The 24959-nt window shown below is 57.9% G+C and carries 27 protein-coding genes; 25 read left to right on the top strand and 2 right to left on the bottom strand.

Annotated elements, in window-relative coordinates; translation table 11 throughout:
- Positions 1-2: 2 nt before the first annotated feature.
- The 9 genes from modA to ACYCZ5_RS08595 all read left to right on the top strand — a co-directional run bounded on the left by modA (position 3) and on the right by ACYCZ5_RS08595 (position 9965).
- Positions 3-761 carry a molybdate ABC transporter substrate-binding protein gene (modA, locus tag ACYCZ5_RS08635; protein ID WP_461544389.1) on the top strand — a complete coding sequence of 253 codons (759 nt, stop codon included), beginning with the start codon at positions 3-5 and terminating at the stop codon, positions 759-761.
- Entirely contained in the window at positions 761-1447 is a 687-nt protein-coding gene (modB, locus tag ACYCZ5_RS08630) for a molybdate ABC transporter permease subunit (protein WP_461544463.1), read from the top strand. Before modA ends, modB begins: the two co-directional genes overlap by 1 nt.
- A complete protein-coding gene (gene modC, locus ACYCZ5_RS08625) occupies positions 1444-2517 on the top strand; it encodes a molybdenum ABC transporter ATP-binding protein (protein ID WP_461544388.1) in 1074 nt (357 codons plus the stop codon). Before modB ends, modC begins: the two co-directional genes overlap by 4 nt.
- Positions 2514-2966 (top strand): GNAT family N-acetyltransferase, encoded by a 453-nt coding sequence (locus ACYCZ5_RS08620; protein WP_461544387.1) that lies wholly within the window; start codon positions 2514-2516, stop codon positions 2964-2966. Before modC ends, ACYCZ5_RS08620 begins: the two co-directional genes overlap by 4 nt.
- A 129-nt stretch (positions 2967-3095) precedes the next feature.
- Positions 3096-3884, top strand: coding sequence for a 4Fe4S-binding leucine-rich repeat protein (locus tag ACYCZ5_RS08615; protein ID WP_461544386.1), 789 nt, complete (start codon positions 3096-3098; stop codon positions 3882-3884).
- A complete protein-coding gene (locus tag ACYCZ5_RS08610; RefSeq protein WP_461544385.1) occupies positions 3881-4846 on the top strand; it encodes a hypothetical protein in 966 nt (321 codons plus the stop codon). Before ACYCZ5_RS08615 ends, ACYCZ5_RS08610 begins: the two co-directional genes overlap by 4 nt.
- Before the next feature lie 49 nt (positions 4847-4895).
- Positions 4896-5462: an isochorismatase family protein gene (locus ACYCZ5_RS08605; RefSeq protein ID WP_461544384.1), complete on the top strand. Its 567-nt coding sequence runs from the start codon at positions 4896-4898 to the stop codon at positions 5460-5462.
- Between the two features lie 196 nt (positions 5463-5658).
- Entirely contained in the window at positions 5659-9174 is a 3516-nt protein-coding gene (locus ACYCZ5_RS08600) for a PAS domain S-box protein (RefSeq protein ID WP_461544383.1), read from the top strand.
- A 164-nt stretch (positions 9175-9338) separates the two neighbouring features.
- A complete protein-coding gene (locus ACYCZ5_RS08595; RefSeq protein ID WP_461544382.1) occupies positions 9339-9965 on the top strand; it encodes a DUF1294 domain-containing protein in 627 nt (208 codons plus the stop codon).
- Between the two features lie 28 nt (positions 9966-9993).
- Here ACYCZ5_RS08595 and ACYCZ5_RS08590 read toward each other — a convergent pair whose 3' ends face one another.
- Positions 9994-10845, bottom strand: coding sequence for a cyclic nucleotide-binding domain-containing protein (locus ACYCZ5_RS08590; protein WP_461544381.1), 852 nt, complete (start codon positions 10843-10845; stop codon positions 9994-9996).
- A 382-nt stretch (positions 10846-11227) separates the two neighbouring features.
- On the opposite strand from ACYCZ5_RS08590, the gene ACYCZ5_RS08585 reads away from it, so the two are divergent.
- From ACYCZ5_RS08585 to ACYCZ5_RS08510, 16 genes are all read left to right on the top strand, one after another.
- Positions 11228-11842, top strand: a complete 615-nt coding sequence (locus ACYCZ5_RS08585) for a hypothetical protein (protein WP_461544380.1) — start codon at positions 11228-11230, stop codon at positions 11840-11842.
- Between the two features lie 167 nt (positions 11843-12009).
- Positions 12010-13374, top strand: a complete 1365-nt coding sequence (locus tag ACYCZ5_RS08580; protein WP_461544379.1) for an SIR2 family NAD-dependent protein deacylase — start codon at positions 12010-12012, stop codon at positions 13372-13374.
- Positions 13375-13609: 235 nt separating this feature from the next.
- Entirely contained in the window at positions 13610-15016 is a 1407-nt protein-coding gene (nifE, locus tag ACYCZ5_RS08575; protein WP_461544378.1) for a nitrogenase iron-molybdenum cofactor biosynthesis protein NifE, read from the top strand.
- A gap of 1 nt (position 15017) precedes the next feature.
- On the top strand, positions 15018-16409 hold the full coding sequence (nifN, locus tag ACYCZ5_RS08570) for a nitrogenase iron-molybdenum cofactor biosynthesis protein NifN (protein WP_461544377.1): 1392 nt from the start codon (positions 15018-15020) through the stop codon (positions 16407-16409).
- A gap of 10 nt (positions 16410-16419) precedes the next feature.
- Positions 16420-16830, top strand: coding sequence for a NifB/NifX family molybdenum-iron cluster-binding protein (locus ACYCZ5_RS08565; protein ID WP_461544376.1), 411 nt, complete (start codon positions 16420-16422; stop codon positions 16828-16830).
- Between the two features lie 127 nt (positions 16831-16957).
- Complete coding sequence (locus tag ACYCZ5_RS08560) at positions 16958-17380, top strand: SoxR reducing system RseC family protein (protein ID WP_461544375.1); 423 nt, start codon at positions 16958-16960, stop codon at positions 17378-17380.
- Complete coding sequence (locus ACYCZ5_RS08555; RefSeq protein WP_461544374.1) at positions 17377-17838, top strand: NifX-associated nitrogen fixation protein; 462 nt, start codon at positions 17377-17379, stop codon at positions 17836-17838. Before ACYCZ5_RS08560 ends, ACYCZ5_RS08555 begins: the two co-directional genes overlap by 4 nt.
- A 10-nt stretch (positions 17839-17848) precedes the next feature.
- Entirely contained in the window at positions 17849-18061 is a 213-nt protein-coding gene (locus ACYCZ5_RS08550; RefSeq protein ID WP_461544373.1) for a CCE_0567 family metalloprotein, read from the top strand.
- 2 nt (positions 18062-18063) lie between these two features.
- The gene (gene fdxB, locus ACYCZ5_RS08545; protein ID WP_461544372.1) at positions 18064-18354 is read left to right on the top strand and encodes a ferredoxin III, nif-specific; all 291 of its coding nucleotides are present in this window, start codon (positions 18064-18066) and stop codon (positions 18352-18354) included.
- A 2-nt stretch (positions 18355-18356) separates the two neighbouring features.
- Complete coding sequence (locus ACYCZ5_RS08540) at positions 18357-18680, top strand: (2Fe-2S) ferredoxin domain-containing protein (protein ID WP_461544371.1); 324 nt, start codon at positions 18357-18359, stop codon at positions 18678-18680.
- Positions 18674-19048, top strand: coding sequence for a hypothetical protein (locus ACYCZ5_RS08535; protein ID WP_461544370.1), 375 nt, complete (start codon positions 18674-18676; stop codon positions 19046-19048). The genes ACYCZ5_RS08540 and ACYCZ5_RS08535 overlap by 7 nt, the downstream gene beginning before the upstream one ends.
- Positions 19049-19132: 84 nt before the next feature.
- A complete protein-coding gene (locus ACYCZ5_RS08530; RefSeq protein WP_461544369.1) occupies positions 19133-20476 on the top strand; it encodes a TAXI family TRAP transporter solute-binding subunit in 1344 nt (447 codons plus the stop codon).
- Between the two features lie 71 nt (positions 20477-20547).
- Complete coding sequence (locus tag ACYCZ5_RS08525) at positions 20548-20763, top strand: hypothetical protein (RefSeq protein WP_461544368.1); 216 nt, start codon at positions 20548-20550, stop codon at positions 20761-20763.
- Positions 20764-20903: 140 nt separating this feature from the next.
- Positions 20904-22829 carry a lytic transglycosylase domain-containing protein gene (locus tag ACYCZ5_RS08520; protein ID WP_461544367.1) on the top strand — a complete coding sequence of 642 codons (1926 nt, stop codon included), beginning with the start codon at positions 20904-20906 and terminating at the stop codon, positions 22827-22829.
- A 4-nt stretch (positions 22830-22833) separates the two neighbouring features.
- Positions 22834-24048 carry a multifunctional CCA addition/repair protein gene (locus ACYCZ5_RS08515; RefSeq protein WP_461544462.1) on the top strand — a complete coding sequence of 405 codons (1215 nt, stop codon included), beginning with the start codon at positions 22834-22836 and terminating at the stop codon, positions 24046-24048.
- Positions 24049-24074: 26 nt separating this feature from the next.
- Entirely contained in the window at positions 24075-24464 is a 390-nt protein-coding gene (locus ACYCZ5_RS08510) for a carboxymuconolactone decarboxylase family protein (protein ID WP_461544366.1), read from the top strand.
- Here ACYCZ5_RS08510 and ACYCZ5_RS08505 read toward each other — a convergent pair.
- Positions 24461-24958 (bottom strand): DNA-deoxyinosine glycosylase, encoded by a 498-nt coding sequence (locus tag ACYCZ5_RS08505; RefSeq protein WP_461544365.1) that lies wholly within the window; start codon positions 24956-24958, stop codon positions 24461-24463. The genes ACYCZ5_RS08510 and ACYCZ5_RS08505 overlap by 4 nt on opposite strands.
- Position 24959 lies beyond the last annotated feature (1 nt).

The following is a 24959-nucleotide window of genomic DNA, read 5'->3' as shown; positions in this document are numbered from 1 at the left end:
AAATGAAATCGATCAAACTGGGATTGTTGGGCGCGCTGTTGATGATGGCGCAACTGGCGCAGGCGGGTGAAGTGCGCGTGGCGGTGGCGGCGAATTTCACCGCGCCGATGCAGGAGATCGCGCCACTGTTCGAGCAGGCGAGCGGGCACAAGGTAAGCTTGAGCTTCGGCTCCACCGGCAAGTTCTACGCGCAGATCAAACAAGGCGCGCCCTACGATGTGCTCGTCTCGGCCGATAGCAAGACGCCGCAGAAACTGGACGGCGATGGGCTCACCGTGAACGGTTCGCGCTTCGTGTATGCGCTGGGGAAGCTGGTGCTGTGGAGCGCGCAGCCGGGCTTGGTGGATGACAAGGGCGCGGTGTTGCGCAAAGGCGGCTTCAACAAACTTTCCATCGGAGATCCCAAGCTGGCGGTGTACGGCACCGCCGCGCAGGAAACGCTGGAAGAGCTGGGCTTGTGGAAAGTGCTGCAAGCGAAACTGGTGCGCGGCGACAACATCACCCAGACCTACCAGTTCGCCGCCACCGGCAATGCCGAACTGGGCTTCATCGCGCTGTCGCAGATCACCAAGGGCGGCAAGGTGAGCGAAGGTTCCTGGTGGATCGTGCCGTCGCACTATTACAATCCGATCGAACAGAGCGCGGTGATGCTGTCGAGCGCGAAAGATGCCGAAACGACCAAAGCGTTCCTCGACTTCCTCAAAGGGCCGCAAGCTGCGACCGTGATCCGCAGCTACGGTTACGAACTACCAAGTAAATGATGACTGTGCTGACCCCCGAAGACCTGCAAGCCGTAACCCTCACGCTCAAGCTGGCGAGCGTGAGCACTGCAGTGCTGCTATGCATCGCCACGCCCTTGGCATGGTGGCTGGCGCATACGCAGCGCATGTACAAAGGCATCGTCGCCGCGATGGTGGCGCTGCCACTGGTCGTGCCGCCCACGGTGCTGGGTTTTTATCTGCTATTGCTGATGGGGCCGCAGGGGGCGGTGGGCGAGTTCACGCGCTGGCTCGGCATCGGCGCGTTGCCGTTCACCTTCGCCGGTCTGGTGGTCGGCTCCGTGTTGTTCTCGCTGCCGTTCGCGGTGCAGCCAATACAGAACGCGTTCGAGGCGATGGGTAAGCGTCCGCTGGAAGTAGCGGCCACCTTGCGTGCGTCACCGTGGGACCGATTCATCAGCGTCGCGCTGCCTTTGGCGCGTCCCGGTTTCCTCACCGCGATCATCCTGGCCTTCGCGCACACCGTCGGCGAGTTTGGCGTGGTGCTGATGCTGGGCGGCAGTATCCCCGGCGAGACGCAAGTGCTTTCGGTCGCCATCTACACCCACGTCGAAGCGATGGAATACAGCGAGGCGCACTGGCTGGCGGGCGGCATGGTGCTGTTCTCTTTCCTGGTACTGCTCGGTCTGTATCGCGTCGGCGGCAACTGGGCCAAGGGGGCGCGATGACCTGGCTGCGCGTACACCTCAAGATGCAGCAGGGCAGCTTCGAACTGGATGCCCAGTTCAGCGCGCCGCCGGTCGGCGTCACCGCGCTGTTCGGTCCCTCCGGTTCCGGCAAAAGCACCTTGCTGCGCTGCATCGCCGGGCTGGAGCGCGGTCAGGGCTGGCTGCGTGTGAACGGCGTGCCGTGGCAGGACGAGAAGACCTTCATGCCGGTGCACAAGCGGGCGCTGGGCTATGTGTTCCAGGAGGCCAGCCTGTTCCCGCACTTGTCGGTGCGCGCCAATCTCGAATACGGCTACAAACGCATCGCCGCAGCGCAGCGCAAGGTACAGCCGGAACAGGTGATCGACTGGCTGGGCTTGTCGCAACTGGTCGACAGGCGCGATGCGACCAGCCTGTCCGGCGGTGAACGCCAGCGCGTCGCCATCGGCCGAGCGCTGCTGGTCAGCCCCGAACTGCTGCTGATGGACGAACCGCTGTCCGCTCTCGATACACAGAGCAAGCAGGAGATCCTGCCTTATCTCGAACGCCTGCACCGCGAGCTGCAGATCCCCGTGCTGTATGTCAGTCACGACATGGGCGAAGTGGCGCGGCTCGCCGACCATCTGGTGTTGTTGCAAAACGGAAAAGTGATCGCCAGCGGCGATGTGCACGAAACCTTGTCTCGCCTCGATCTGCCCATCGCGCACTTCGACGATGCAGGCGTGGTGATCGAAGCGGCCGTGGCGCAACAGGACGAGAAATATCACCTCACGCGGCTGGACTTTGCCGGTGGCGAACTATGGGTGAGCAAGGTGGAACAGACATTCGGAGCTAAGGTGCGCGCCCGCGTGTTGGCGCGCGACGTGAGCATCGCCACTCAGGCCCCGCACGGCAGCAGTATCAACAACATCCTCAACGCGCGCATCGAAGAGATCCGCGACGAAGGTGCGGACAAGGTGCTGGTGAGATTGCGCGTGGGCGAAGCGCAGCAACTGCTGGCGCGCATCACCCGCCGCTCGCGCGACCACCTCGGTCTGGTCGATGGCATGTTCGTCTGCGCGCAGGTGAAGAGCGTGGCGCTGATGTCATGAACATCGACATCGACTTCGCCACGGCGGACGACCTGCCGCAACTCGCCGACCTGCTCGCCGAGCTATTCGCGCTGGAGAGTGACTTCACTCCCGACCGCGAAAAACAATTGCGCGGCCTGCGCCTTATTCTCGACGAACCCGCCTTGGGCAGATTGTTCGTACTACGCATTGCCGGGCAAGTGGCGGGTATGGCCAACGCGCTCATCACCGTCAGCACGGCAGAGGGCGGCAAGGTGTTGCTGCTGGAAGATGTGATCGTTAGCCGCGCCCATCGCGGCGGTGGTTATGGTCGCAAGCTGATCGAGCATGTACTGGACTGGGCGCGCGAGCATGGCATGACCCGCGTCACCCTGCTGGCCGACCGCGACAACACAGCCGCGCTGGATTTCTACCGCGCGCTCGGTTTCGACGGATCGAACATGACGGTGCTGCGCAAACGCCTGGATTGAGTGACATCGTCTGTAGCATTCGCGACAAAATCGTCCGCTCCCTTTTACCTCATCATCCCTAACTCACTGTCTGCAATGGATTTGTAACATGGCAAGCAGATTGGCACGGGTGTTGCAGGCACAGGGGCGATGTCTATTTTGAAAGCAGGGATCCACATGCCGGAACGCCATTCGGAGGCATCGCCGCCGGTTGCCCTCGCGGATTGCGCGACTTGTCCGCACCGCGCGCTGCTGGCCGAGGGCCGCTGTGTGCCGGGCGACATCTGCGTGACCGCGCACAGCGGGCGGCAGATCGACCGTTTTCTGCGGCGCAACAAAGAATTCGCCGAAGGCTATCTGCACGATGCCTTCTGGGAGCGGCGCGCCATCGCCGCGCAGCATGCGCCGCTGGCGGCCTTGCGCCCCTTGCCGCGCGACGAGGACGAAGTGGTGCGGCGCGTGATGGTGATGCGCCTGCCCATCGACGAGCTGGACGACTATCTGCACGACACCGACCGCGAAGTGCGCATGACCGCGGCGGACCGTCTGGCGCCGGAGCAGCTGGGCGTGTTGCAGAACGATGTCGATTATCTGGTGCGCATGCAGGTGGCCAAACGCCTGCCGCACGGCCAGTTGCCGAAGATGGCGCACGATGAAGAGCGCGAAGTGCGCAAGGTCGTCGCGCGCCGCCTGCCCCCGTTCGCGCTGGGGCGCATGGCGCAGGATGAAGATGTGGAAGTGCGGCGCATCGTGGCCGAGCGTGTGTTGCCTGCCGATGCCGTGAAGATGCTGCACGACGAAGACTGGGTGGTGCGCCTGCGCGCGGCGGAGCATGCACCGCTTGAGTCTATCGCCGAACTAGTGGACGATGCCGAGCCTGACGTGCGCGCCGTGGTGCGCCAGCGATTGAACGAATACCTGATGGGAGAAGAGAAATGACGATCATGACGCCCGACGAAACAGCGCTGCAGGAACTCGCGCGCAAGATCGATGCGTTGTCGCCGCGCCCGCATCACGCCGGATTGATGGAGATCGCCAACCGCATCCGTCCCGGCTGCACTTTTGAATATGCTCTGAACCGTGGTGGCTGGTATCGCCCCGGCGGTGTCATCGCGCCGAACGGTGACAGCATCACCGATGAGCTGGAACGCTGGGCGCGCACCGAGCTGGAAGCCTGCGACGGCGACATGGCAGAACTGGTCGAGCGCTATCTCGACAAAGGCCTGCAAGTCACCCGTCATTCCGGCCGCACGCATTATTTCGTATGCGCCTACGGCCCGGCCCCTGCCGACTTCATGCAACTGGAAGTGGAAGAACTGCAGGAAGTGCTGGACCGCGAATTGATCGATCCCGATGCGCTGCCCGAAGACATGCAGGAACTCATCGATCCCATCTCGCCGCTGCTGCTCGAAGGGCAGGCCGTGGGTTCGCCGCGTTACAAATTCCGCCGCCTGCTCGACATGAAGCAGACCGTCGCGCGCGTGGGCCTGGCGACCGGGCGCGACAGCGGCCTGCCGCGCCTGCTCAAGGAATGGTCACACAGCAGCGCCGCCACGCGCGGCCACTTCAGCGACCACTGGGTCGTCGGCCTGCGCGAACATCTGGACCGCTATCGCAACCCGGTGGTGTCCGCCTCGCTGGTGTCGCGCCACGCGCGCGAACTCAAATCTTTCCACTGGAACGCCGAACTGTCCGGTGTCGAGATGTCGCACCAGTTGCAAGCCTTCGACCGCGCGGCGGGCTATCCCTCCGCCTGGTATTTCCATCTCGTCTCTAACACCATCACCCCGCCCGCCGTCGCCTACGCCGTCGTGCGCGATCTGGAATCCGGCTTCAGCTATCTGCCGGACACCGAAGCGGCATTGGTACAAGGCTGGGCAGCGGCACCGTATTCCGTTTGATACGGCAGGCGGTATGATCCTGACCTCGTAAAGAGCGAAAGGAACCGCCATGCCCACCCCCGACAGATTCCGTCTGCAAGCCGAACACTCCATCCTGTTGGTAGTCGACGTGCAGGAACGCCTGAGCGCCGCCATGGATCAGGATGGATTGCAGCGCGCCGTGAAGCACATCGGCATCCTGCTCGAAAGCGCACACGCACTGTCCGTCCCCATCATCGTCACCGAGCAATACGTCAAAGGCCTCGGCTCCACTGTCGCCGCAGTGAAAGAAAAGACAGGCAACGCCACCTTCTTTGAGAAGATCAGCTTCAGTTGCTGCGGCAACGCAGACCTCATGACGCAACTGCGCCAGAGCGGACGCACGCAGATCGTGGTGTGCGGCATGGAAACGCACGTGTGCGTGCAACAGACCGTGCTCGACCTGCTGCAGGAAGGCTTCGTCGTGCATGTCGTGCAAGACGCCGTGATGAGCCGCGCCCCCGCCAACCGCGCCACCGCCCTCGAAGCCATGACCCTCGCCGGTGCCGTGCCCACCAGCACGGAGACTGTGTCCTTCCAGTGGCTCAAGGTGGCGGGGACGGAGGTGTTCAAACAGGTGTCTAAGCTGGTGAAGTAAGCGTTTTTGCCGGGCTTCCATCGCGCTCAAAAATATATAGGCCTTTTTTCTGCTTGGTAATGAGCGCGGGTCAGACTAGTATCCGAGCCGCTTGCTCGGGTATGTGCCGAGTAATGCTGCCTGGAAAGAATGTTCGGATGCTGTGGCGGATTGTTATAGATGCCAACAAGGTCTGCCGCGATCAGGGGGGGGGGCGATGGATGAACCGACGAACACCAACGATTCCACATTGAAACAAAATCCGTGCGCACGGAGCTTCCCGCTCTTGCGCCGCCTCACCATCACCAGCCTTGCTGTGATGATCCTGACAGCCGCCTTGCTGATTCTGCTGTACCGGCAAGATCAGATCGAACAATACGAAAAGCAAACAGCACAAGATAACAATGCCAGAGCAGCACTGTTGATCCGAATACTGGAAAAGGACATCTACACACTCCTTGCCAGCCCTCCCGTATTGAAGCCCCAGTCGTTAAGTGCCAATCCGCATGTTGCTGAATTCAGAAAAAAGTTGGAGAAGCTGGTCAGTAGCGATGTCTTAAAGGTGAAGATATTCGATCACACCGGCCGCGCACGATATTCTTCCGATCCCAATGAGATCGGGGGCGGTAGCAAAAGCCCAGCCATGCTGACGGAGGCATTGCAGGGGCAGGTCAAACACCGCATCGAATTTCGCGAGAGATTCACCGGGCGGATGGGCGAGATGACGAATGTTCACGTCGCCCTGATCTACGTGCCGATAATCAAGGCAGAACAAGAGATCGGCGTATTCGAGCTGTATGCGGATACAAGCAACGTATTTGAAAGGTTGCACAGCAATTCCATCCGCATCGCCGAGATCGTGTTCGGCATATTTGCATCACTGTTTGCGATCCTGTTTTTCGCGGTGTATCGCACCGAACGCGCCATTCTGAAATGGCAAAAGACAGTGGCGTCCAGCGAAAGTGCGCTCAAGGAGTCGCAACTCATCGCGGGATTGGGCACCTATGTCATTCATCTGCGCACTGGGCAAATCGAGACATCGGACATCATCGACCACCTATTAGGTATCGACCAAACCTACGAGCATACGGTGGCGGGTTGGATGGCGCTGGTGCACCCGGATGATCGCGAGATGCTGCGCACCTACTTTGAGGAGGGGATTGCCGAAGGGAAAGATTTAGATATGGAATACCGTTTCATCCGCCAGGATGACCATGCGGTGCGCTGGGCCCACGGCTTGGGGAAACACAAGTTTGATGCCGACGGGAATTCCATCAAGATACACGGCACATTGCAGGACATCACCGAGCAAAAAGAATACAGCCTCAGGGCTGAGAATGCCGAGTTGCGCTATAAGGCGCTGCTCCATAGCGCGGCAGACGCCTTGTTCGTTATCGATCCGAAAGGCAATTTCGTCGAGGTCAACCAACAAGCTGTGGATCATTCAGGATATTGCAAAGAAGAACTCCTCCAAATGAACGTGGCGGATATCTCGGCCGAATTCGATCCCGCTATCGAAATACCAAAATGGCGCGAAATAAAGCTCGGCCAGCCATACCACATCTTTTCAACTCATCGGCGCAAAGACGGCTCCATATGCCCGGTCGAGATCCACATCACCGCACTGCTGATAGATGGGCAGAAGTTGATGATGGCGCTGGTAAGTGATATCACGGAGCGCAGGCAAGCCGAAGCAGCCATGAAGCTGAACCGCACCATCATCGACAGATCAAGTGACGGCTTCTATCGGCATGATATGGATGGTTTTCTGAATGATGTGAATCCGGCCTACGCAGACATGATCGGCTACACGCACGACGAGCTGATCGGCATGCATGTCTCACAATTGTCGGTGACAGCAGGCACCCGCGAACAAGTTCAGAAACGCATTGAAATTGTCCGAGCCAGTGGCGCTGAAAAATTCAAGACGCGGCACCGACGCAAAGACGGCCGGTTCATCGACTTCGCGGCATCGCTCATCTACCTGAAGGAATCGAACAGCATCTTCGCCTTCCTGCGCGACATCACCGAACAGGAACGCGCGGAAGAAGAGCTGCGCATCGCCGCCGTGGCATTCGAGACGAATGAAGCCATCGTGATCACCGATGCCGACTCGAACATCATCCGTGTGAATCAGGCATTCACCGAGATCACCGGATATGGCGCTGATGAAGTTGGCGGCAAGAATCCGCGCATCATGAGCTCGGGCAAGCACGACCGTGCGTTCTATATCGAGATGTGGCAGCAACTGCTGCACACCGGTTCCTGGTCGGGAGAGATATGGGACAGGCGCAAGGATGGCGACATCTATCCGAAGTGGATGAACATCACCGCTGTTAAGAACCGGGAAAATATCACGACCCATTATGTGGCGATCTTCAGCGACATCACCGAACGCAAGCGTATCGAAGAGGAGATCCACAATCTGGCGTTCTACGATGCGCTGACCAAGCTGCCGAACCGCCGATTGTTCCTTGACCGATTCCAAGCAGCACTGGTCGCCTCGGCGCGGCGGAACGAATTCGGCGCGATCCTGTTCATCGATCTCGATCGCTTCAAGGTGTTGAATGACACGCACGGCCACGAGTATGGCGACATGTTGTTGATCGAAGTGGGTAAGCGCATCAAATCATGCGTGCGCGAAATGGATACGGTGGCACGGTTCGGTGGTGATGAATTCGTCGTGCTGATCGAATCGGTCAGCAAAGATCAGGACGATGCGATACATAAAGTATCGCTGGTCGCAGAAAAGGTGCGCCAGTCATTGTCAGAAGCCTATGCGCTCAAAGACCATCAGCATCATTGCTCGCCCAGCATCGGCGTCAGCATGTTCTACGGGAATGGCGTCACGCCGGAGGCGCTACTCGAACAAGCCGACATGGCCATGTATCAAGTGAAGGGGAGCGGCCGCAACGGTGTGAGTTTCTTTGATCCTGTCATGCAGGAAAACCTGACCATGCGTGAAACGATGGAGAACGATCTCTATCACGCCATCCCGTTGAACCAGCTCCATCTGCACTACCAGATTCAGGTAGACGAGAAAAATCGCCCGACCGGCTGCGAAGCCTTCTTGCGCTGGCAGCATCCTGAACACGGCATTGTCATGCCGCGCCAGTTCTTGCCGATCGCCGAAGATGGCGAGCTCATCACACAGATCGGACATTGGGTGCTGCAAACGGCATGTCATCAGCTAGCCGTGTGGGCGGGTAACGACGCGACCCGCGATCTAGCCTTGACCGTAAACATCAGTGCCAAGCACTTCGCCCAGGTGGGTTTTGTCGATGAAGTGGCCGGGATACTGAAAACGCATCAAGTCGACCCAAGCAAGTTGAAACTTGAATTGTCGGAAAAGATCGTCTTGACCGACACCAACATCGCGATGAACAAGATCGATGCACTGAGGGTGTTGGGAGTTAAATTATCGATGGATAATTTCTCGACGATGTATTCCTCGCTCTCCTACCTGAAACAACTCTCGCAAGACCAACTCAAGATCCATCAGGAGTTCGTGCAAGGCATCGCCTCCGGAGGCAACGAAGAACAGCTCGTGCGTACCGTCGTCAACCTCGCCAGATCATTGGACCTGAATATCTTCGCCGAGGGCGTGGAAACCGAAGAGCAACTGGATTTTCTGCGCAGCCAAAACTGCAATTCCTATCAAGGCTATCTATTCGGCAAACCGGTAGCGATCGAAGAGTTCGAGACGCTGCTTTCCAAATTGCAGAAGTCCTGATCCTCGCGGGCGTCGTACTTACCAGCGTCCAAAATATATATAGGCCAAATTTCTGCTTGGAGCGGGGAGTGGTGGTCGGCTAGGATTCGGGGCGAAAACGAGTAGGCACTGAAGAATGATTCGATGCTCACCTCTCTAATTCTCTTGGCTACACGTAAGCTCTTGTGAAAGTTTCTATGCGCTATCAGGGAAAGATCACCAACTGGAAAGATGACAAAGGCTTCGGTTTCATAAGCCCCAATGGAGGCGGGAACCAGGTCTTCGTTCACATCAAGTCGTTTTCTAATCGGCAGAGAAGGCCAGTCGGAGATGAACTCGTTACCTATGAACTCAAGGTAGATGCCAAGGGGCGAGCGCAAGCTGAGAATGTCGCTTTCGTTGGTGAGCGTGCACAGCCAAGCTCTTCACCCGAGCGGCGCAATACATCCCTTGTATTGGCTGCTGCCTTTATCGTCTTTGTGTCTGTATCAAGCCTTGTTGGAAAGTTGCCGCCTGCTGTTTCATTGCTCTATCTATTGGGCAGCGCTGTTGCATTCATTGCCTATGCCTTTGATAAGTCCGCCGCAATGAATGATCGATGGCGGACGCCAGAAAGCACCTTGCACTTCTACGCGCTGGTAGGCGGTTGGCCCGGTGCTTTAGCTGCTCAAAGTATGCTTCGGCACAAATCCAAGAAGCAATCCTTTCAGATTGTGTTTTGGGTCACCGTCCTTCTCAATTGCAGCGCGCTTGCCTGGCTGTATTCGCCAGCAGGCTCCGAGGTGCTTCGTGGCCTTCTTGGTGCGGCGTGAGCAGTGCGAAACGAATCTCACTAACCCGTTAATTTCGCATCGACGCGACGAAGTGGGCGCGGTGGCCGACTGCGCCGAGCAGCGAGACAGCGAACTTGGGGTGGGTGCTGACCATGTCCAGAAACACATCGCGGCTGATCGCCAGCAGTTCGCAGTCTGTTTTGGCGGTGGCACTGGCGAGGCGTTCCGCACGCGAGATCAACGCCATCTCGCCGAGCATCCCGCCTGTTCCAATCGTGCCCACGACATTGTTCTGAATCGCGATCTCCACCGTGCCACTCAGCACCACATACATGAGCGCGCCTATCTGGCCTTCCTCGATGATGGCCTTGCCCGCCGGGTAGCGAATGCGCGCGCTGTGGTCGAATTCGTCAGCCAGACTTTTCAGCAGCTTCTTATCGAATACGGCGGAATCTTTCAGCATCGCATCACTGCCTCCCCCGCCTTGCGCATTCAATTGAGCGAGCGAATCGCGCAAGCGCGTGATCATGAAGTACATCAGCAATAGCGCGAATTCGGGCGCAGTCTGCAACGCAGCCTGAAGCTGCTCCTTGTCCAGCATGATCAGTCGGCAATCCGTCTGGGCCTTGGCGGTCGCCGTGCGCGGCAAGCCGGTGATCAGCGTCATCTCGCCGAACAACTCACCCGCACGCACCAGCCCGACCGGCGCATTGTTCGCTGACAGCTCCACCGCGCCATCCAGCAAGTAATACATCTTGTCCTTTTGCAGCAGCAGCGAGTTGGCACGACTGTTCTCCTTGAACAGCGTCTTGCCTGCTTTCACATCCTTTGTCTCGCCTGCGGCCTCGAAAAACTGCAACGCGGCTTTTGCATCGTAGGTGGATTTGGAAGGGGGAATCGTGAAATCGAAATCGTTCATATGCTGGTGATCACCTTGAAGGAAGTTGCAGCGCTGCGGCTAGCAATAACAGATGGCGCATTATCCTTGCGGAGAGATTGGCGTCAACATGAGAGGAGGCGTACTTCAATCTAGCTCAAAAAATATATAGGCCAAATTTCTGCTTGGTGCGGGGAGTGGGGCGGGATAGGATTCGGGGTGAAGTGGAGCGTGCTGAAGATTAATTTGATGCGGCCCGAGGTGAATTCGTTGAATGAGCACAATTATTGAGGATAGCGGTCGACATGGCAATTAGTGAGATTCGAGTGATTGATGTTAAGAACCGCATTATCACTCTTGGTAATGTTAGGAGTCTTGCAAAGAGCATTGAGGAAATATGCAAAAACACTTCTGACGAGACCAAATGGAATACTTCAATATTTACTATTGCGATGGTAAAACATCATATCAAAGTGAAAATTCAATAATTTTCGAAGAGGATTCAATCCTCTCAAAAAAGCGTGTAACTCACATAATGATTAAGGCTAAAAATCGGCAGTCACTGATTGAAATCGAACTATCACATGGTGAAAATAATAAGAGCAGGGTACTCGTTCAAGGCATTGACAGCACTTGGGTGAACGGTACTTTGAGAAAAGTTGAGGAGTCCATTGAAAGCTTTAAGCCACAATGCATAATTATCAAAAAATATAAGTGGCTAGCTTTACCTGTTATTGCTTTAGGTATAGGAATACTTTTCACATTTTTAATTGGACAACTTCCAATTAAACAAAGTGACAATGCATCATTAATTTATAAATATTTTCTTTCTTTTATTATAGGTTTGGCTCCTGCCTCAATCCTGTATGAAAAGCTGAGTAATTTGTGGCCTTCCATCGAACTGCAGATAGGGCCAGAGCACACCTTCATTGAGAAAAATCGTCGTAACTATTTTGCGTTAGTAATTATCTTGGGGGTCGTCCCATTACTAACATCACTCACATACGATGTAATAAAGCTATTTGCAATAGCTACTTAATGGCATTGAGTGGGACAGAGTTTCTGACCCGAAAGGTACTGGATCCGAATTGTTTGCGAGGGGAGTAAGTCGTGAGGACAGAAAAAATTAATTTGACCCCGGTACCTTTGGTTCTTTAGATTCCGATTTATCACTATTCATGATTCTGATGCTATGAGTATGCTGCTATGACGTTTCATCTATCTGAGAGCCCAACTCGCAAAGAAGTCCTGCGATTTATTTCGGATGCAGCCAGTTACGGAAATCTTGGGGCTTTCATTGGAGCAGGCTTTTCTAAAGCAGTCCTAAACGATGCGGACAATGAGATAGCCTTGTCATGGGGAGATCTATTAGAAAAGGCAGCAGGGAAACTTGGTGTGGATTACGGCGCAATCTGGAAAATAGGGGTTGGTTATCCAGAAATCGCTTCTTCAATTTGCAAGCAACATTCAGAGAGCAAGGAATGCCCCTACGCATATTCGTTACGCCAGTTGAAAAGAGAGATTGCAGCACTAACTAGTTGGTATCCTGACAAAGAGAAGAGAGAAGTGTTCTCAAAGTATCTCGAGTGCCTGTCGCCAGCATGGATTATTACAACCAATTACGACATGGTAATTGAGAGTCTTTTGACTGGCAGATCAATTCCACTCGGGCCAAATGATTCGCTCTCGTCACCAAATGGAGTAATTCCGGTATTCCATCTGCATGGTTTAAGAACGAGTCCGGAAGAGATTATTATTTCCCAAGAAGATTATGTTTCACTATTCAGGCCAAGTGAATACAGACAAATCAAACTTGCTTTAACCATTCGTGAATCGACGACCTTGTTATTAGGCTATGGCCTTGGCGACGTAAATGTTCTCACTGCGCTTGATTGGTCGAAAAATGTATTCAAGGGTGGGGAGGCCACTTACCCAAATGACGCTATACAACTGCTCCGAAAAGATAATCCGAATGAAAATCCATATCGAGATAAAAACGGCATTGTCATCGTAGAAGCTGCAAATATTATAGACTTCTTCGAGGAGTTCACTGACGTCCGTAAAGAAGGATTAATGGAAAAAGAAAAGGAGCAGGCATCCCTGAAAAGAATTGCAGACATACTTGATGAGCCAGATGGTGAAATGATCGAAAAATTTATTGATGACGAGAAATTTCGGTCAGAGATACTGAAGGCTCTCTCGAAGTTCTCAATTCACCTTGTTTCCGGCTTTGTATCTTTTTTGAATAAATGCATTGATGAAACATGGTCGCGTTCTGGGCCATATGGTGCTTTTGAGGGTTACAACCAGAACTTGATAATTATTTTGGATATTCTGACTTCCTTTCCAATCAACCGATTTCCCCCCGCGCTCTTCCAGACGGCGGCTTATGGTCTTCAAAGAGTCGGGTATTTCGTCGGTAACGAGGATGGAAAGTCTTGGTCGGCTAAGAAGACGTGGGACAACCGCAAGAACGAGCTCTCAAAGGAGGTTGTTGAGGAGCTTATAAGTATTGCGGAGCAGCATGGCTACAACTATGTTAGGCGGCTTGCGAAGACTATCGCTGTATAAGTGATTCGGGGGCAGCATCGTAATAGTCGCCTGGAACCAGAAGCTAATAGAGCTAATAGTGTCAGCTTCCCAATAACTTTTACCTGCCGAAGTCGGCACTTAGCTTTGTCGCCCTCATCCCGCTTTGTCGTTTTCCCTACAATCCCCATCCCCATAAATCCCCAATAAATCAACCCTGTGTCGGTTGGCATGTTTCATGCGAGTAGGAGGGCGTCAATACTCGTGAGCTACTGCCATGCAAGCCAAGGACATCGCCGAACTGCTGAACGAACCGGCCTGTACGCATAACAAGAAGGAGAAATCCGGTTGTGCGCGACCCAAGCCGGGTGCGACTGCGGGCGGCTGCTCGTTCGACGGGGCGCAGATCGCCCTGCTGCCGATCGCCGACGTTGCACATATCGTGCACGGGCCGATCGCCTGTGCGGGCAGTTCCTGGGATAACCGCGGCACGCGCTCTTCCGGGCCGACCTTGTATCGCATCGGTATGACCACCGACCTGACCGAACAAGATGTGATCATGGGGCGCGGCGAGAAGCGCTTGTTCCATGCCATCAAACAGGCAGTCGATTCCTATTTCCCCAAGGCTGTGTTCGTCTACAACACCTGCGTGCCCGCACTGACCGGCGACGACATCGGTGCGGTGTGCAAGGTTGCTGCCGAGAAGACCGGAGTGCCGGTGGTGCCGGTGGACTGTGCCGGTTTCTACGGCACCAAGAATCTGGGCAACCGCATCGCCGGTGAGGCGATGTTCAAATATGTGGTGGGCACGGGCGAGCCTTTGCCGGTACCGGCCGAGCTGCAACGCCCCGGCATCACTGTGCATGACGTGAACCTGATCGGCGAATACAACATCGCGGGCGAATTCTGGAACGTGGCACCGTTGTTCGACGAACTCGGCCTGCGCATCCTGTGCACGCTGTCCGGCGATGCGCGTTTCCACGAAGTGCAGACCATGCATCGCGCCGAGGCCAGCATGGTGGTGTGCGCGAAAGCATTGCTCAACATCGCACGCAAACTGCAAACCGATCACAAGGTTCCGTTCTTCGAAGGCAGCTTCTACGGCGTGACCGATACCTCGAATGCCTTTAGAGATTTTGCCAAGCTGCTGAACGACCCTTCGCTTACCGAGCGCACCGAGGCGATGATCGTGCGCGAGGAAGCCAAGATCAACGCAGAGCTCGACCCGTGGCGTGAAAAGCTGCGCGGCAAGCGCGTGTTGCTCTACACCGGCGGCGTGAAGTCGTGGTCCATCGTCTCTGCTTTGCAAGACCTGGGCATGGACGTGGTCGCCACCGGCACCAGCAAATCCACCGAGGAAGACAAGGCGCGCATCCGCGAGATCATGGGCGACAAGACCAAGATGATCACCGACGGTAGCCCCAAGGCGCTGCTCGGCGTGGTGAAGGAATACGAAGCCGACATCCTCATCGCCGGCGGCCGCAATATGTACACCGCGCTCAAGGCACGCATCCCTTTCCTCGACATCAATCAGGAACGTGAATTCGGTTACGAGGGTTACAGCGGCATGGTGGAACTCGCGCGCCAACTGGCGCTGACCATCCAGAGCCCGGTGTGGAAGAGTGTGCGCAAGACAGCGCCGTGGGCGAAGTCGTCCGTCTCTGGCATCGAATTGGGAGCATGACATGGCCGAGATACTGAAACGCAACAAAGCACTCGCGGTGAATCCGCTCAAGGCCAGCCAGCCGGTCGGCGCGTCGCTCGCTTTCCTCGGCATCAACAAAGCCATTCCGATGATGCACGGTTCGCAGGGCTGCACCGCATTCGGCAAGGTGTATTTCGTGCGCCACTTCCGCGAGCCCATCCCGTTGCAGACCACGGCGATGGATCAGGTCTCCACGGTGATGAGTGCGGACGAGAACGTGATCCTCGGCTTGGCGACCATCTGCGAGAAGAGCAAGCCGGCGCTGATCGGGCTGCCGACCACGGGTTTGTCGGAGACGCAAGGCACCGACATCAAACGTCTGGTGCGGGATTTCTATATCGCGCACCCCGAGTTCTCGCACATCCCGGTGGTGCCGGTAAATACGCCGGATTTCACCGGCTGTCTGGAGAGCGGTTATGCGCTGGCGGTGAAGGCGACACTGGAAGTGATGTTGCCGGAAAAGACGGAAAACGTGGGCAAGCGCAAGAAGCAGGTCAACGTGCTGGCCGGTTCTTTCCTCACGCCGGGCGATGTGGAACACATCAAGGAGCTGATCGAGGCATTCGGCCTGCGTCCGCTGGTGTTGCCGGACATCGGCGATTCGCTCGATGGTCATCTCACCGAGATGGAAAGTTCGCCGCTCACTGTGGGCGGCACGCCGGTCAGCGACATCGCCAGCATGGGCGAATCCATCGCCACGCTGGTGCTGGGTAACTCGCTGTTCGATGCGGCGGATGTCCTTAAGAGTCAGACCGGTGTGCAGGACTATCGCTTCGATTGCCTGATGGGTTTGGAGGCGGTGGATAGTTTCGTCGCTGCGCTGGCCGAGATCAGCGGCAAGCCGGTGCCGGAGAAGATCGAACGCCAGCGCGCGCAGTTGCAGGACGCGATGGTGGATGTGCATTTCATGCTGGGCTTCGCGCGCGTCGCCATCGCCGCGGATCCAGATCTGCTCTACGGGTTCTCGCGGCTGGTGACAGAGATGGGCTGCGAGGTGGTGGCCGCCGTCGCGCCTGCGCGCGCCAACATTCTGGAGAGCGTGCTGGCGGAGCAGGTGGCCATCGGCGATCTGGAAGACCTGGAGATCGCGGCCAAACGCAAAGATGCGCAATTGGTGATCAGCAATTCGCATGCGGTAGAGACGGCGCGCCGCCTCGGTGTGCCGCTGCTGCGCGCGGGCTTCCCGCAATACGACCTGCTCGGCGGTTATCAGCAGCTGTGGGTGGGCTATCGCGGTACGCGCCAATCGTTGTTCGATCTGGCGAACCTGCTGGTGGAGCACGGTCATATCGAGCCGGAGCCATATGTCTCCATCTATGCACAGCGGACAGGAGAGAGTCGTGCGACACCTGCGTCTGGTCAAACCCACTGAGGAGACAGCGATGACAGTGAAGATCGCATTCGCCACGAGCGACCGCAAGGCGGTGAACCAGCATTTCGGTGCGGCGGAAGCATTCGCCATCTACGAGGTGAGCGAGCACGACGCGAAGCTGATCGAGGTGGCCGAGTTCATCGAGACCGCGATGGACGGGCACGAAGGCAAGTTGGCCGCGAAGGTGGAACTGCTGGGCGATTGCGCGGCGGTGTATTGCAACGCGGCGGGTGCATCGGCGATCCAGCAATTATTGGCCGGCGGTATCCAGCCGATGCGTGTGGATGAAGGGATGTGCATCGACGGTCTGCTGAGCGGTTTGCAGCAGAGCATGGTGAGCGAGCCGCCGGTGTGGCTGACGAAACATCTGAAGAAGCAGGCGGGCACGAGCTTCGCCGACGACGAGGCGTGGCAGGAATGAAGCGCGCTTCGTTTGAATGTGGGATGCACTTCGATACGCCTGCTATGCAGGCTACTCAGCGCGAACGGTCCTCTAATTTCCGTTCGTCCCGAGTAGGCGCGCAGCGCCGTATCGAGGGAGGCAGAGAATGATCAGCGCACCGGTACGCGTGATCGCTGTGCAGAACCGTGTGGCGCAGGTGATGCCCACCGAGAAGTCTGGCTGCGGCTGTTGTGCATCGCGCGAGTCGTGCGGCGTGTCGGGGTTGGGTAAATATTTCTCGTCGCGGCGCAAGACCATAGGCGTGGCATGTGATGCGCAAGTGCGCGTGGGTGATGAGTTGCAGTTGTCGCTGAGCGAGGGTGATCTGATCAAGGCGGGGCTGCTGGCATATCTGTTGCCGTGCGTGACGGCGGTGGCCGGCGCTGCACTCGCTTCGGGATATGGGGATGTCGGTTCAGCAGTGGGCGCGGCCGTCGGCGCAGCAAGTGGTTTCGTTTTGGCGCGCGTGTCCAACTGGGCGCCGCGTGTGGTCGTGCAAACAAGTTCAAACAAAGGAGAAACACCATGAATCAGGCAGTCGCAGCAGATCCGTTGATGTCCACCGATTTCATCCAGGAGATGGTCAAGCAGATGCGCGCCGTCGACAGCTACGGCACGTATGACGGCTGGCCCGCCGAGCGTGTGTTGGCACCGTATGTGCTGACCAAGGAACAGAAACGCGAGATCCCGATCATCGGCGATCCGGACGAGATCCTGTTGTCGCGCATCAAGTGTTTCTACAACGCGGTCGCTTCGCTGATCGAAAAGGAGTGCGGCCTGATGGCGGTGCCGATGATCAACATCACGCACGAAGGTTTTGGCCGCGGTGTGATCACCGTCGGCAAGCTGGTGGTGATGGATAAGACATTGCGTGACGTGCACCGCTACGGTTACGAGAGCCTGTCCAAGATGAAGGATGAGGGCGACAAGCTGCTCTCCGTCGCACTGGAGATCATCGGCAAGCACCCGGACGTCGCAGGACTCTAAGGAGGGTGAGATGACGGAAGACGAACTGAAAGCCCTCGACAAGGAAGTGAAGAAGCTCAAGCGCATCTCTACGGAGTGGGCGGGGCAGTTGCACGATCTGGTCGAGGACAAGTTGCCGGCGGGCTACAAGGAGCTGCCGGGCATCGCGCAATCCACTTACGATGCTTGCCAGGCATGGGCCGAGGCGAGCGCAAGATTATCCGAAGCACAGAAGGAAGCATGACCATGTCAAACATCACCGGCGTCACCCGAGGCGGCACCCCTTACGAACCGACTTTCGTCACCGAACTGAATCCGGCCAACTGCATCGGCTGCGGCCGTTGTTTCAAGGTCTGCCCGCGCAGCGTGTTCGAGTTGCTGGAACGCGACGAGGATGACGAGAACTACGACGAAGACGAAGACAACATGATGGTGATGTCCATCGCGAATGCGCTGGATTGCATCGGCTGCGGATCGTGCGCACGTGTCTGTCCGAAACAATGCCACACGCATCAAGCGATGCCAGCAGGAGCGTAAAGATGCCAAAACCAACCAGACATGTATTCGTGTGTTCGCAGAACCGTCCCGCCGGTCATCCACGCGGATCATGCGGCGCTAAAGGTTGTGCTGCCGTGGTGGATGAGTTCATGCAGCAGTGGCAGCAGCGCCAGTGTTTCGCCGAAGTGGCCGTGACACCGACCGGCTGCATCGGCCCGTGCGGTATGGGGCCGAACGTGCTGGTCTATCCGGAAGGCGTGATGTACTGCAATGTGACCAAGGAAGATGTGAGCGCGATATTCGACGAGCATCTACTGGGCGGCACGCCTGTGGAGCGTTTGAAGGCACCTGCCGACATATGGTAGTGCTGGACACTTCGCGGCAGTTGCCTGCCGCGCTGGCAGATGTGGCGAAGCATGTCGTCGCTGCTTTGCAGATTGAAGCAGAACGTTTTTCCGCGACGGGTGCCGCGCCCAAGATTGAATTCGCGGCAGCGCAGTTCACGCGCGTGATCGATCCCGCCAACCAGTTACCGGGATACGAAGGCGTTTGGCGCAACGCGCGCAAGGAGCGTTGCGGCAGCATCACTTTCAACAGCGACGGCAGTTTTTTCGCCGAGTACGACATGTTCTGCCCGCATCCGCGCGATGCGCGCTGGTTCGTGGAGATGGTCACGGCTTGGGGCAATGCCGACAGCATCAGCAGCGAAGCGATGCTGATCCCCGCACTGTAAGCCGACCTGCCACGAAAGCCGGGCGAACGGCTATGATGCGCACCGTTCGCGGCAGTCCTGCCGCAGTGCTGGAAGGTGGGCATCGTGTCTGAAGAGAATCGTGAGATGAATACCGAAGAGGCGCGCGAGGAATTGCACGTCTCCTTGCCTATGGAAGCGTTCAAGGCGGCGCTGCCGTATCTGCTCGCTTTGCTGGTGATAGCGGGTGTCGGCTACTGGCTGATCGATCCCGCGCCGCCGAAGAAGATGGTGATCTCCATCAGCAAGGAAGACGGCAATTATCAGGCGTATTCCAGTCTGTATGCAGCGCTGCTGCAACAGGACGGTATCACGCTGGAGATCCGCGAGACGGAAGGGCCGCTGCAGAGTCTGGAAGAATTGCACCAGCCGGATTCCGGTGTGGATATGGCTTTGGTGCCGGGCGGCATGGCGGGCGGCCAATCCACAGTGGGCTTGGAATCACTGGGCAGTCTTTACTACGAACCGCTGTGGATATTCCACAAGGGCAAGCAGAAGATCGAACATCTGTCGCAGCTCAAGGGCTTGCGCGTCGGCGTGGGCCGACCGGACAGTAGCACCCGTCTGCTGACGAAGATGCTGCTGGATGCTGCGGGGGTGACCGAGCAGAACGCCACGCTGTACGAGATCGGTCTGGACGATTCCATGGAAGCGTTGCGGCACGACATCGTGGATGTGATCTTTCTGACCGGTGTGCCGAATTCGCCGCTGGTCGCCGAAGTGGCGAACATGCGCGGCGTGTCGCTGGTCGATCTGAACGATGCCGAGGCCATCGCGCGCCAGTACAGCTTCCTGCATCACCTGGTGCTGCCGGAGAGCGCGCTGAGTCTGCAGGCCAACATCCCGCCGCGCAGCGCGCATCTGTTAGCGCCCACTGTCACGCTGGTGGCGCGCGACACGCTGCATCCGGCGCTGACCTATCTGTTGCTCAAGGTATTGACCCGTGTGCACGGCAACGCCGGCATGCTGCAACAGGAGCATGAGTTCCCGGCCGACAAGGATTCCGATTTCGAACTGAGCAGCCAGGCCGAATATTTCTACCAGTCCGGCCCGCCTTTCCTGGATCGGTATTTGCCGTTCTGGGCGGCTACCTTCGTCAGCCGCGTGCTGATCATCCTGTTGCCGCTGCTGGCCTTGGCTATCCCGTTGAGCCGGGCGGCACCTGCCGCCTACAACTGGCTGATCAAGTCGCGCATCCACAAGCTGTACGGTGAACTGCGCTTCCTGGAATTGCAGTTGCGCACTGCCGCACAGCCGGTGGATATCGCGCGCTTCCGTAGCGAAGTGGATGCTATAGAGAACAAAGTCAACCACTTGCGCTTGCCGGTCGCTTTTTCCAGCCATCTGTATGAGCTGCGCAGCCATATCGGGTTGGTACGTGCTCGCATCGAGCAGTACGCGAAAGCCTAAACTTTCATCGCGGCAGGCCGATACATTGTTCACAGGGGCGCGTTGTCGCTCCGCAGTGAAGGAGGTGTGAAATGACTATCGTGATGAATATGGGCAGCTACGAGATCGAGCGCGTGGAGCAGGTCGTCGAGTCTTACGGCGACGAGGTGATGTACGCAGGCTGGAACCCGCAACTGGCACAGACCGAGGTCACGCACATCGCACCGGCGCATGCGGCTTTCCCGCCCTCTCTGGCGGAAGCCGACATCGAAGCCTTCCTGCACAAGATGTACGCGAACCAGCGTTAAGACGGTTGTTGTGCCCCGTCGAGGACGCTCCCGCAAGGGGGCGTTTTTTTTGTGGTTTTCCCCGTCATCCGGACAGCGGCTGGCAGAGAAGGAAGGGCGGGCTGTGCTATGCTTTACCGCAATCCACTCGGACTTTTTCCATGCGCTTTTTCTATCTCATTTTGCTGTTGCTGCCACTGACCTCCAGTGCCGACCAGGCGCAGGATTTCATGGACGCGCGCGCGGCGTTCGCCGCCGGCAAGGGGGCTGCGCTGGAAGCGGCGGCCAAGCGCCTGCAGGACACACCACTGGAACCTTACGCCACCTATTACCGCCTGCGCCTGCACTGGGACGAGCCCAACACCCGAGCCGTTCACGAATATCTGGCGCGCGAGGAAGATACGCCGGTGATCGACCAGTTCCGTGGCGAATGGCTGAAGCAGATGGCGAAGAAGCAGCGCTGGGACGAATTCGCCGCCGAATACCCTTATCTCATCAACACCGATAACGAGCTGACCTGCCATGCCATCGCCTGGCAGCGCATGCAGGACGAGGCGCTGGCGCTGCGCGCCGCGCGCAAACAATGGTTCGCGGGTGCGAAGGCCGACAGTTGTGGGCCGGTGTTCGATGTCGCCATCCAGCGTGGGGTGATCACCGAGCAGGATGTCGCGCAGCGTATCCGCACCTTGCTTGAGACTGGTGAGGTGAATGACGCGAAGAAGCTGGTGCGTTACTTGCCCAAAGCCGAGCAATTGCCGCTGGCGGAGCTGGATGAGGCACGCCGCAATCCGCAACGCTATCTGGGGCGCGTGAAGCTGGACAAGGCCGGTGTCGGGCGGCGCAAGGCGGCGATGTTCGCGCTGCAACGGCTGGCACGTCAGGCCGTGAAACCGGCTTATGTGCAATGGCAGCGCCTCGACGAATATTTCCCGCCGGAAGAGCAGCAATATTTCTACTCATGGCTGGGCTATGAAGCCGCCCGTCAGCATGATTCGCGTGCGCTGGAATGGTATGCCGCTGCCGGTGAGATCGAACTGAATCCTCAACAGCGCGCCTGGCGTGTGCGCGCCGCATTGCGCGAGCAGGATTGGCATGCGGTGTGGGAAAGCATCAGTTCGATGTCGCTGGAGCAGCAGAACGAACGCAGTTGGCGCTACTGGAAGGCCCGGGCTTTGATCGCGCTGGGACACGAGCGCGATGCCGAGGCGATCCTGACTCCGCTGAGTCGCGAGCACCGTTTCTACGGACAGCTGGCAGCGGAAGCGCTGGGTGCCTCACCTGCGGCTGGCATCGTGACGGCGAGGTTCGTGCCCGACGAGCAGGAAGTGACGGCTATGCAAGCTCGCCCCGAGATACAGCGCACCGTGCTGTTGTACCAGATGGGTCTGCGCACCGAGGCGATGAAGGAATGGGACTGGGCGATGCGCGGACTGGACGACCGCGAGCTGCTGGTGGCGGCCGAAATCGCGCGTCGCAACGAGATGTACGACCGTTCCATCAACGCCGCTATCCGCACTGTTTCGCTGCACGATTTCAATCTGCGCTATCCCGCGCCCTACCGCGATGCATTGCGCGTCTCGCTGGATGAGCACAATGTGGAGGAAGCATGGGTGTATGGCCTGATGCGCCAGGAGAGTCGTTTCGTCACACATGCGAAATCGACTGTCGGCGCAGCCGGTCTGATGCAGATCATGCCCGATACCGCACGCTGGGCGGCACGGCGTATCGGCCTCAAGGGTTATCGCAAAGGCCTCATCCATCAGCTGGATGTGAACCTGCGCCTCGGCACCTATTACATGAAGAATGTGTACAGCCGTTTCGAGGACAACCCGGTGCTGGCTTCCGCTGCCTACAACGCCGGGCCCACGCGCGCCAATCGCTGGCGCGGTACCGTGCCGCTGGAAGGCGCGATCTATGCAGAGACCATCCCCTTCGACGAGACGCGCGACTATGTGCAGAAGGTGATGAGCAACACCATCTATTACGCCAAGTTGTTCGGCCATCCTTCGGAATCGCTCAAGCAGCGGATGGGTGTGGTCGGCACCAACAAGCCCAAACAGGCACAGGTACATGCCTCCGAGATGTGAAGGACTGCAGGTCTACTGTGTCGGCGGTGCCGTGCGCGACTGCTTGCTCGGTTTGCCGGTGCAGGACCACGACTGGGTCGTGGTCGGCAGCACACCCGAAGAGATGGAGGCGCGCGGCTTCAAGCCGGTGGGCAGCGATTTCCCGGTCTTTTTGCATCCAGACACGCATGAGGAATACGCGCTGGCGCGCACCGAGCGCAAGACGGCCGCCGGCTACAAAGGTTTCAACATCTACGCTTCACCCGATGTCACGCTGGAGCAGGATCTGCTGCGCCGCGACTTCACCGTCAATGCCATCGCGCAGGATGAACACGGTAATCTCATCGATCCCCACAACGGACAAGCCGATCTGAAAGCGGGCGTGCTGCGCCACGTCAGCGACGCCTTCGCCGAAGACCCGGTGCGCATCCTGCGCGGCGCGCGCTTCGCCGCGCGATTCGGTTTCACCATCGCGCCCGAGACGCTGGCGTTGATGCGCGCGATGGTGGCGAACGGCGAGGTGGACGCGCTGGTGGCCGAACGCGTCTGGCAGGAACTGGCGCGTGGCCTGATGGAAAGACATCCTTCGCGTTTCTTCCTCACGCTGCGCGAATGTGGCGCGCTGAAAAAGATATTGCCGGAAGTGGATGCCTTGTTCGGTGTGCCGCAACCCGTGCATCACCACCCCGAGGTCGACTGCGGCGTGCATGTGATGATGGTGCTGGACGACACCGCCAAACTGGAACGCTCGCTCGAAGTGCGCTTCGCCGCACTCGGTCACGATCTGGGCAAAGCCACCACGCCGGAAGAGACGCTGCCGCGCCATATCGGCCACGAGCAGCGCAGCATCGATCTGGTACAGGCGGTCTGTACGCGCTTGCGCGTCCCAAGTGATTGCCGCGACCTCGCGTTACTGGTCGCGCAATTCCACAGCAATATCCACCGCGCACGCGACCTGCGCCCCGACACCATCGTCAAACTGTTCGACCGCTGTGACCTGTGGCGCAAGCCGGAACGCTTCGAGCGTATTTTGGAGGCGTGTATCTCCGATGCCCACGGCCGCACCGGCCACGAGAACGACAACTACCCGCAAGCCCCCTATCTGCTGGCTTGCGCACGCGCCACCCAAGCGGTGAATGCAGGCGACATCGCGCGTGCCTGCCCGGACAAGAATCTCATCGCCGACAAGGTGCGCGAAGCGCGCATCGTGGCAGTGGAAGAGGTGATCAAAAGCAGTTGAATTATTTACTACGGAGATGAGATGAAATGAGCAGCACCAAGAAAACTAAAGGATCGGATAGCGAACGCAAGGTATTGGAACACGCGCATCGCGGCATACAGATGCTGACTGAATATCGCCCCAGACTGATGGGGAAGATCCAGGCATTCATGGCCGAGGCGATGCAGCCCGGTGTGCTGGACAAGAAGGAGAAGGAGCGCATCGCACTCGGCATGGCGCTCACCCAGCAATGCCACTACTGCATCGGCCTGCACATCCGCGCTTGCAAACATGCGGGCGTGACGCTGGAAGAGATCATGGAGATCTGCTCGATCGGCATCATGATGGGCGGTGGCCCTGTTCTGACGCATATGGCCGAAGTCGAGCGTGCGCTGAACGAGTTCTTTGTGGATGAGGATGGCGAGGAAGTCGCCTAGTCCTTTGCTGTGAGGATGCGCCACTCGGACAGCTTCGCCTCATAAGGCATTCCCGCATGCGCCGGACTGGTTGACGGCAGGCGTTGCAACTTCAACAACGGCAATGCCTGTTTCTGCAGAACAGACTTCCTGAAGCTCTGTTCTGCTTTTCCGCCGTTGAAGTACACGTGCGTGATGTGCGGGTGGTTTGCGAGGAAGGCGCTGAAGTCGTTGGCTTGTTCATGTTTGATGGCGGTATCGAGGCTGCCTTCGCGCTCACAGGTTTGCAGCACGTCCCACAGTGCGATGCCTGCCTGCATCAGTTTTTCCAATCGTTGTTCATAGGGCAGCTGCGGCTGCGCGCCGGTCAGTTCGCCCATGATCTTCCAGAAGGCGTTGTGCGGATGGGCGTAGTACTGTTGCGCGTCGAGTGAGCGCTGTCCGGGCATGCTGCCGAGGATGAGTGTCCTGGCGTTGCGGTCTGCAACGGGCGGGAAGCTGCGCAGCCGTGCCATG

Source organism: Sideroxydans sp. (genome assembly GCF_054604835.1).
Note: the sequence above shows the minus strand (reverse complement) of the source record. Positions and strands in the feature narration are given on the sequence as shown.

Excerpts from the sequence above, each read along its gene's own strand:
- modA (WP_461544389.1), top strand. The coding sequence starts at position 3 with ATGAAATCGATCAAACTGGGATTGTTGGGCGCGCTGTTGATGATGGCG.
- modB (WP_461544463.1), top strand. The coding sequence starts at position 761 with ATGACTGTGCTGACCCCCGAAGACCTGCAAGCCGTAACCCTCACGCTC.
- modC (WP_461544388.1), top strand. The coding sequence starts at position 1,444 with ATGACCTGGCTGCGCGTACACCTCAAGATGCAGCAGGGCAGCTTCGAA.
- ACYCZ5_RS08620 (WP_461544387.1), top strand. The coding sequence starts at position 2,514 with ATGAACATCGACATCGACTTCGCCACGGCGGACGACCTGCCGCAACTC.
- ACYCZ5_RS08615 (WP_461544386.1), top strand. The coding sequence starts at position 3,096 with ATGTCTATTTTGAAAGCAGGGATCCACATGCCGGAACGCCATTCGGAG.
- ACYCZ5_RS08610 (WP_461544385.1), top strand. The coding sequence starts at position 3,881 with ATGACGATCATGACGCCCGACGAAACAGCGCTGCAGGAACTCGCGCGC.
- ACYCZ5_RS08605 (WP_461544384.1), top strand. The coding sequence starts at position 4,896 with ATGCCCACCCCCGACAGATTCCGTCTGCAAGCCGAACACTCCATCCTG.
- ACYCZ5_RS08600 (WP_461544383.1), top strand. The coding sequence starts at position 5,659 with ATGGATGAACCGACGAACACCAACGATTCCACATTGAAACAAAATCCG.
- ACYCZ5_RS08590 (WP_461544381.1), bottom strand. The coding sequence starts at position 10,845 with ATGAACGATTTCGATTTCACGATTCCCCCTTCCAAATCCACCTACGAT.
- ACYCZ5_RS08585 (WP_461544380.1), top strand. The coding sequence starts at position 11,228 with ATGGAATACTTCAATATTTACTATTGCGATGGTAAAACATCATATCAA.
- ACYCZ5_RS08580 (WP_461544379.1), top strand. The coding sequence starts at position 12,010 with ATGACGTTTCATCTATCTGAGAGCCCAACTCGCAAAGAAGTCCTGCGA.
- nifE (WP_461544378.1), top strand. The coding sequence starts at position 13,610 with ATGCAAGCCAAGGACATCGCCGAACTGCTGAACGAACCGGCCTGTACG.
- nifN (WP_461544377.1), top strand. The coding sequence starts at position 15,018 with ATGGCCGAGATACTGAAACGCAACAAAGCACTCGCGGTGAATCCGCTC.
- ACYCZ5_RS08565 (WP_461544376.1), top strand. The coding sequence starts at position 16,420 with ATGACAGTGAAGATCGCATTCGCCACGAGCGACCGCAAGGCGGTGAAC.
- ACYCZ5_RS08560 (WP_461544375.1), top strand. The coding sequence starts at position 16,958 with ATGATCAGCGCACCGGTACGCGTGATCGCTGTGCAGAACCGTGTGGCG.
- ACYCZ5_RS08555 (WP_461544374.1), top strand. The coding sequence starts at position 17,377 with ATGAATCAGGCAGTCGCAGCAGATCCGTTGATGTCCACCGATTTCATC.
- ACYCZ5_RS08550 (WP_461544373.1), top strand. The coding sequence starts at position 17,849 with ATGACGGAAGACGAACTGAAAGCCCTCGACAAGGAAGTGAAGAAGCTC.
- fdxB (WP_461544372.1), top strand. The coding sequence starts at position 18,064 with ATGTCAAACATCACCGGCGTCACCCGAGGCGGCACCCCTTACGAACCG.
- ACYCZ5_RS08540 (WP_461544371.1), top strand. The coding sequence starts at position 18,357 with ATGCCAAAACCAACCAGACATGTATTCGTGTGTTCGCAGAACCGTCCC.
- ACYCZ5_RS08535 (WP_461544370.1), top strand. The coding sequence starts at position 18,674 with ATGGTAGTGCTGGACACTTCGCGGCAGTTGCCTGCCGCGCTGGCAGAT.
- ACYCZ5_RS08525 (WP_461544368.1), top strand. The coding sequence starts at position 20,548 with ATGACTATCGTGATGAATATGGGCAGCTACGAGATCGAGCGCGTGGAG.
- ACYCZ5_RS08520 (WP_461544367.1), top strand. The coding sequence starts at position 20,904 with ATGCGCTTTTTCTATCTCATTTTGCTGTTGCTGCCACTGACCTCCAGT.
- ACYCZ5_RS08510 (WP_461544366.1), top strand. The coding sequence starts at position 24,075 with ATGAGCAGCACCAAGAAAACTAAAGGATCGGATAGCGAACGCAAGGTA.
- ACYCZ5_RS08505 (WP_461544365.1), bottom strand. The coding sequence starts at position 24,958 with ATGGCACGGCTGCGCAGCTTCCCGCCCGTTGCAGACCGCAACGCCAGG.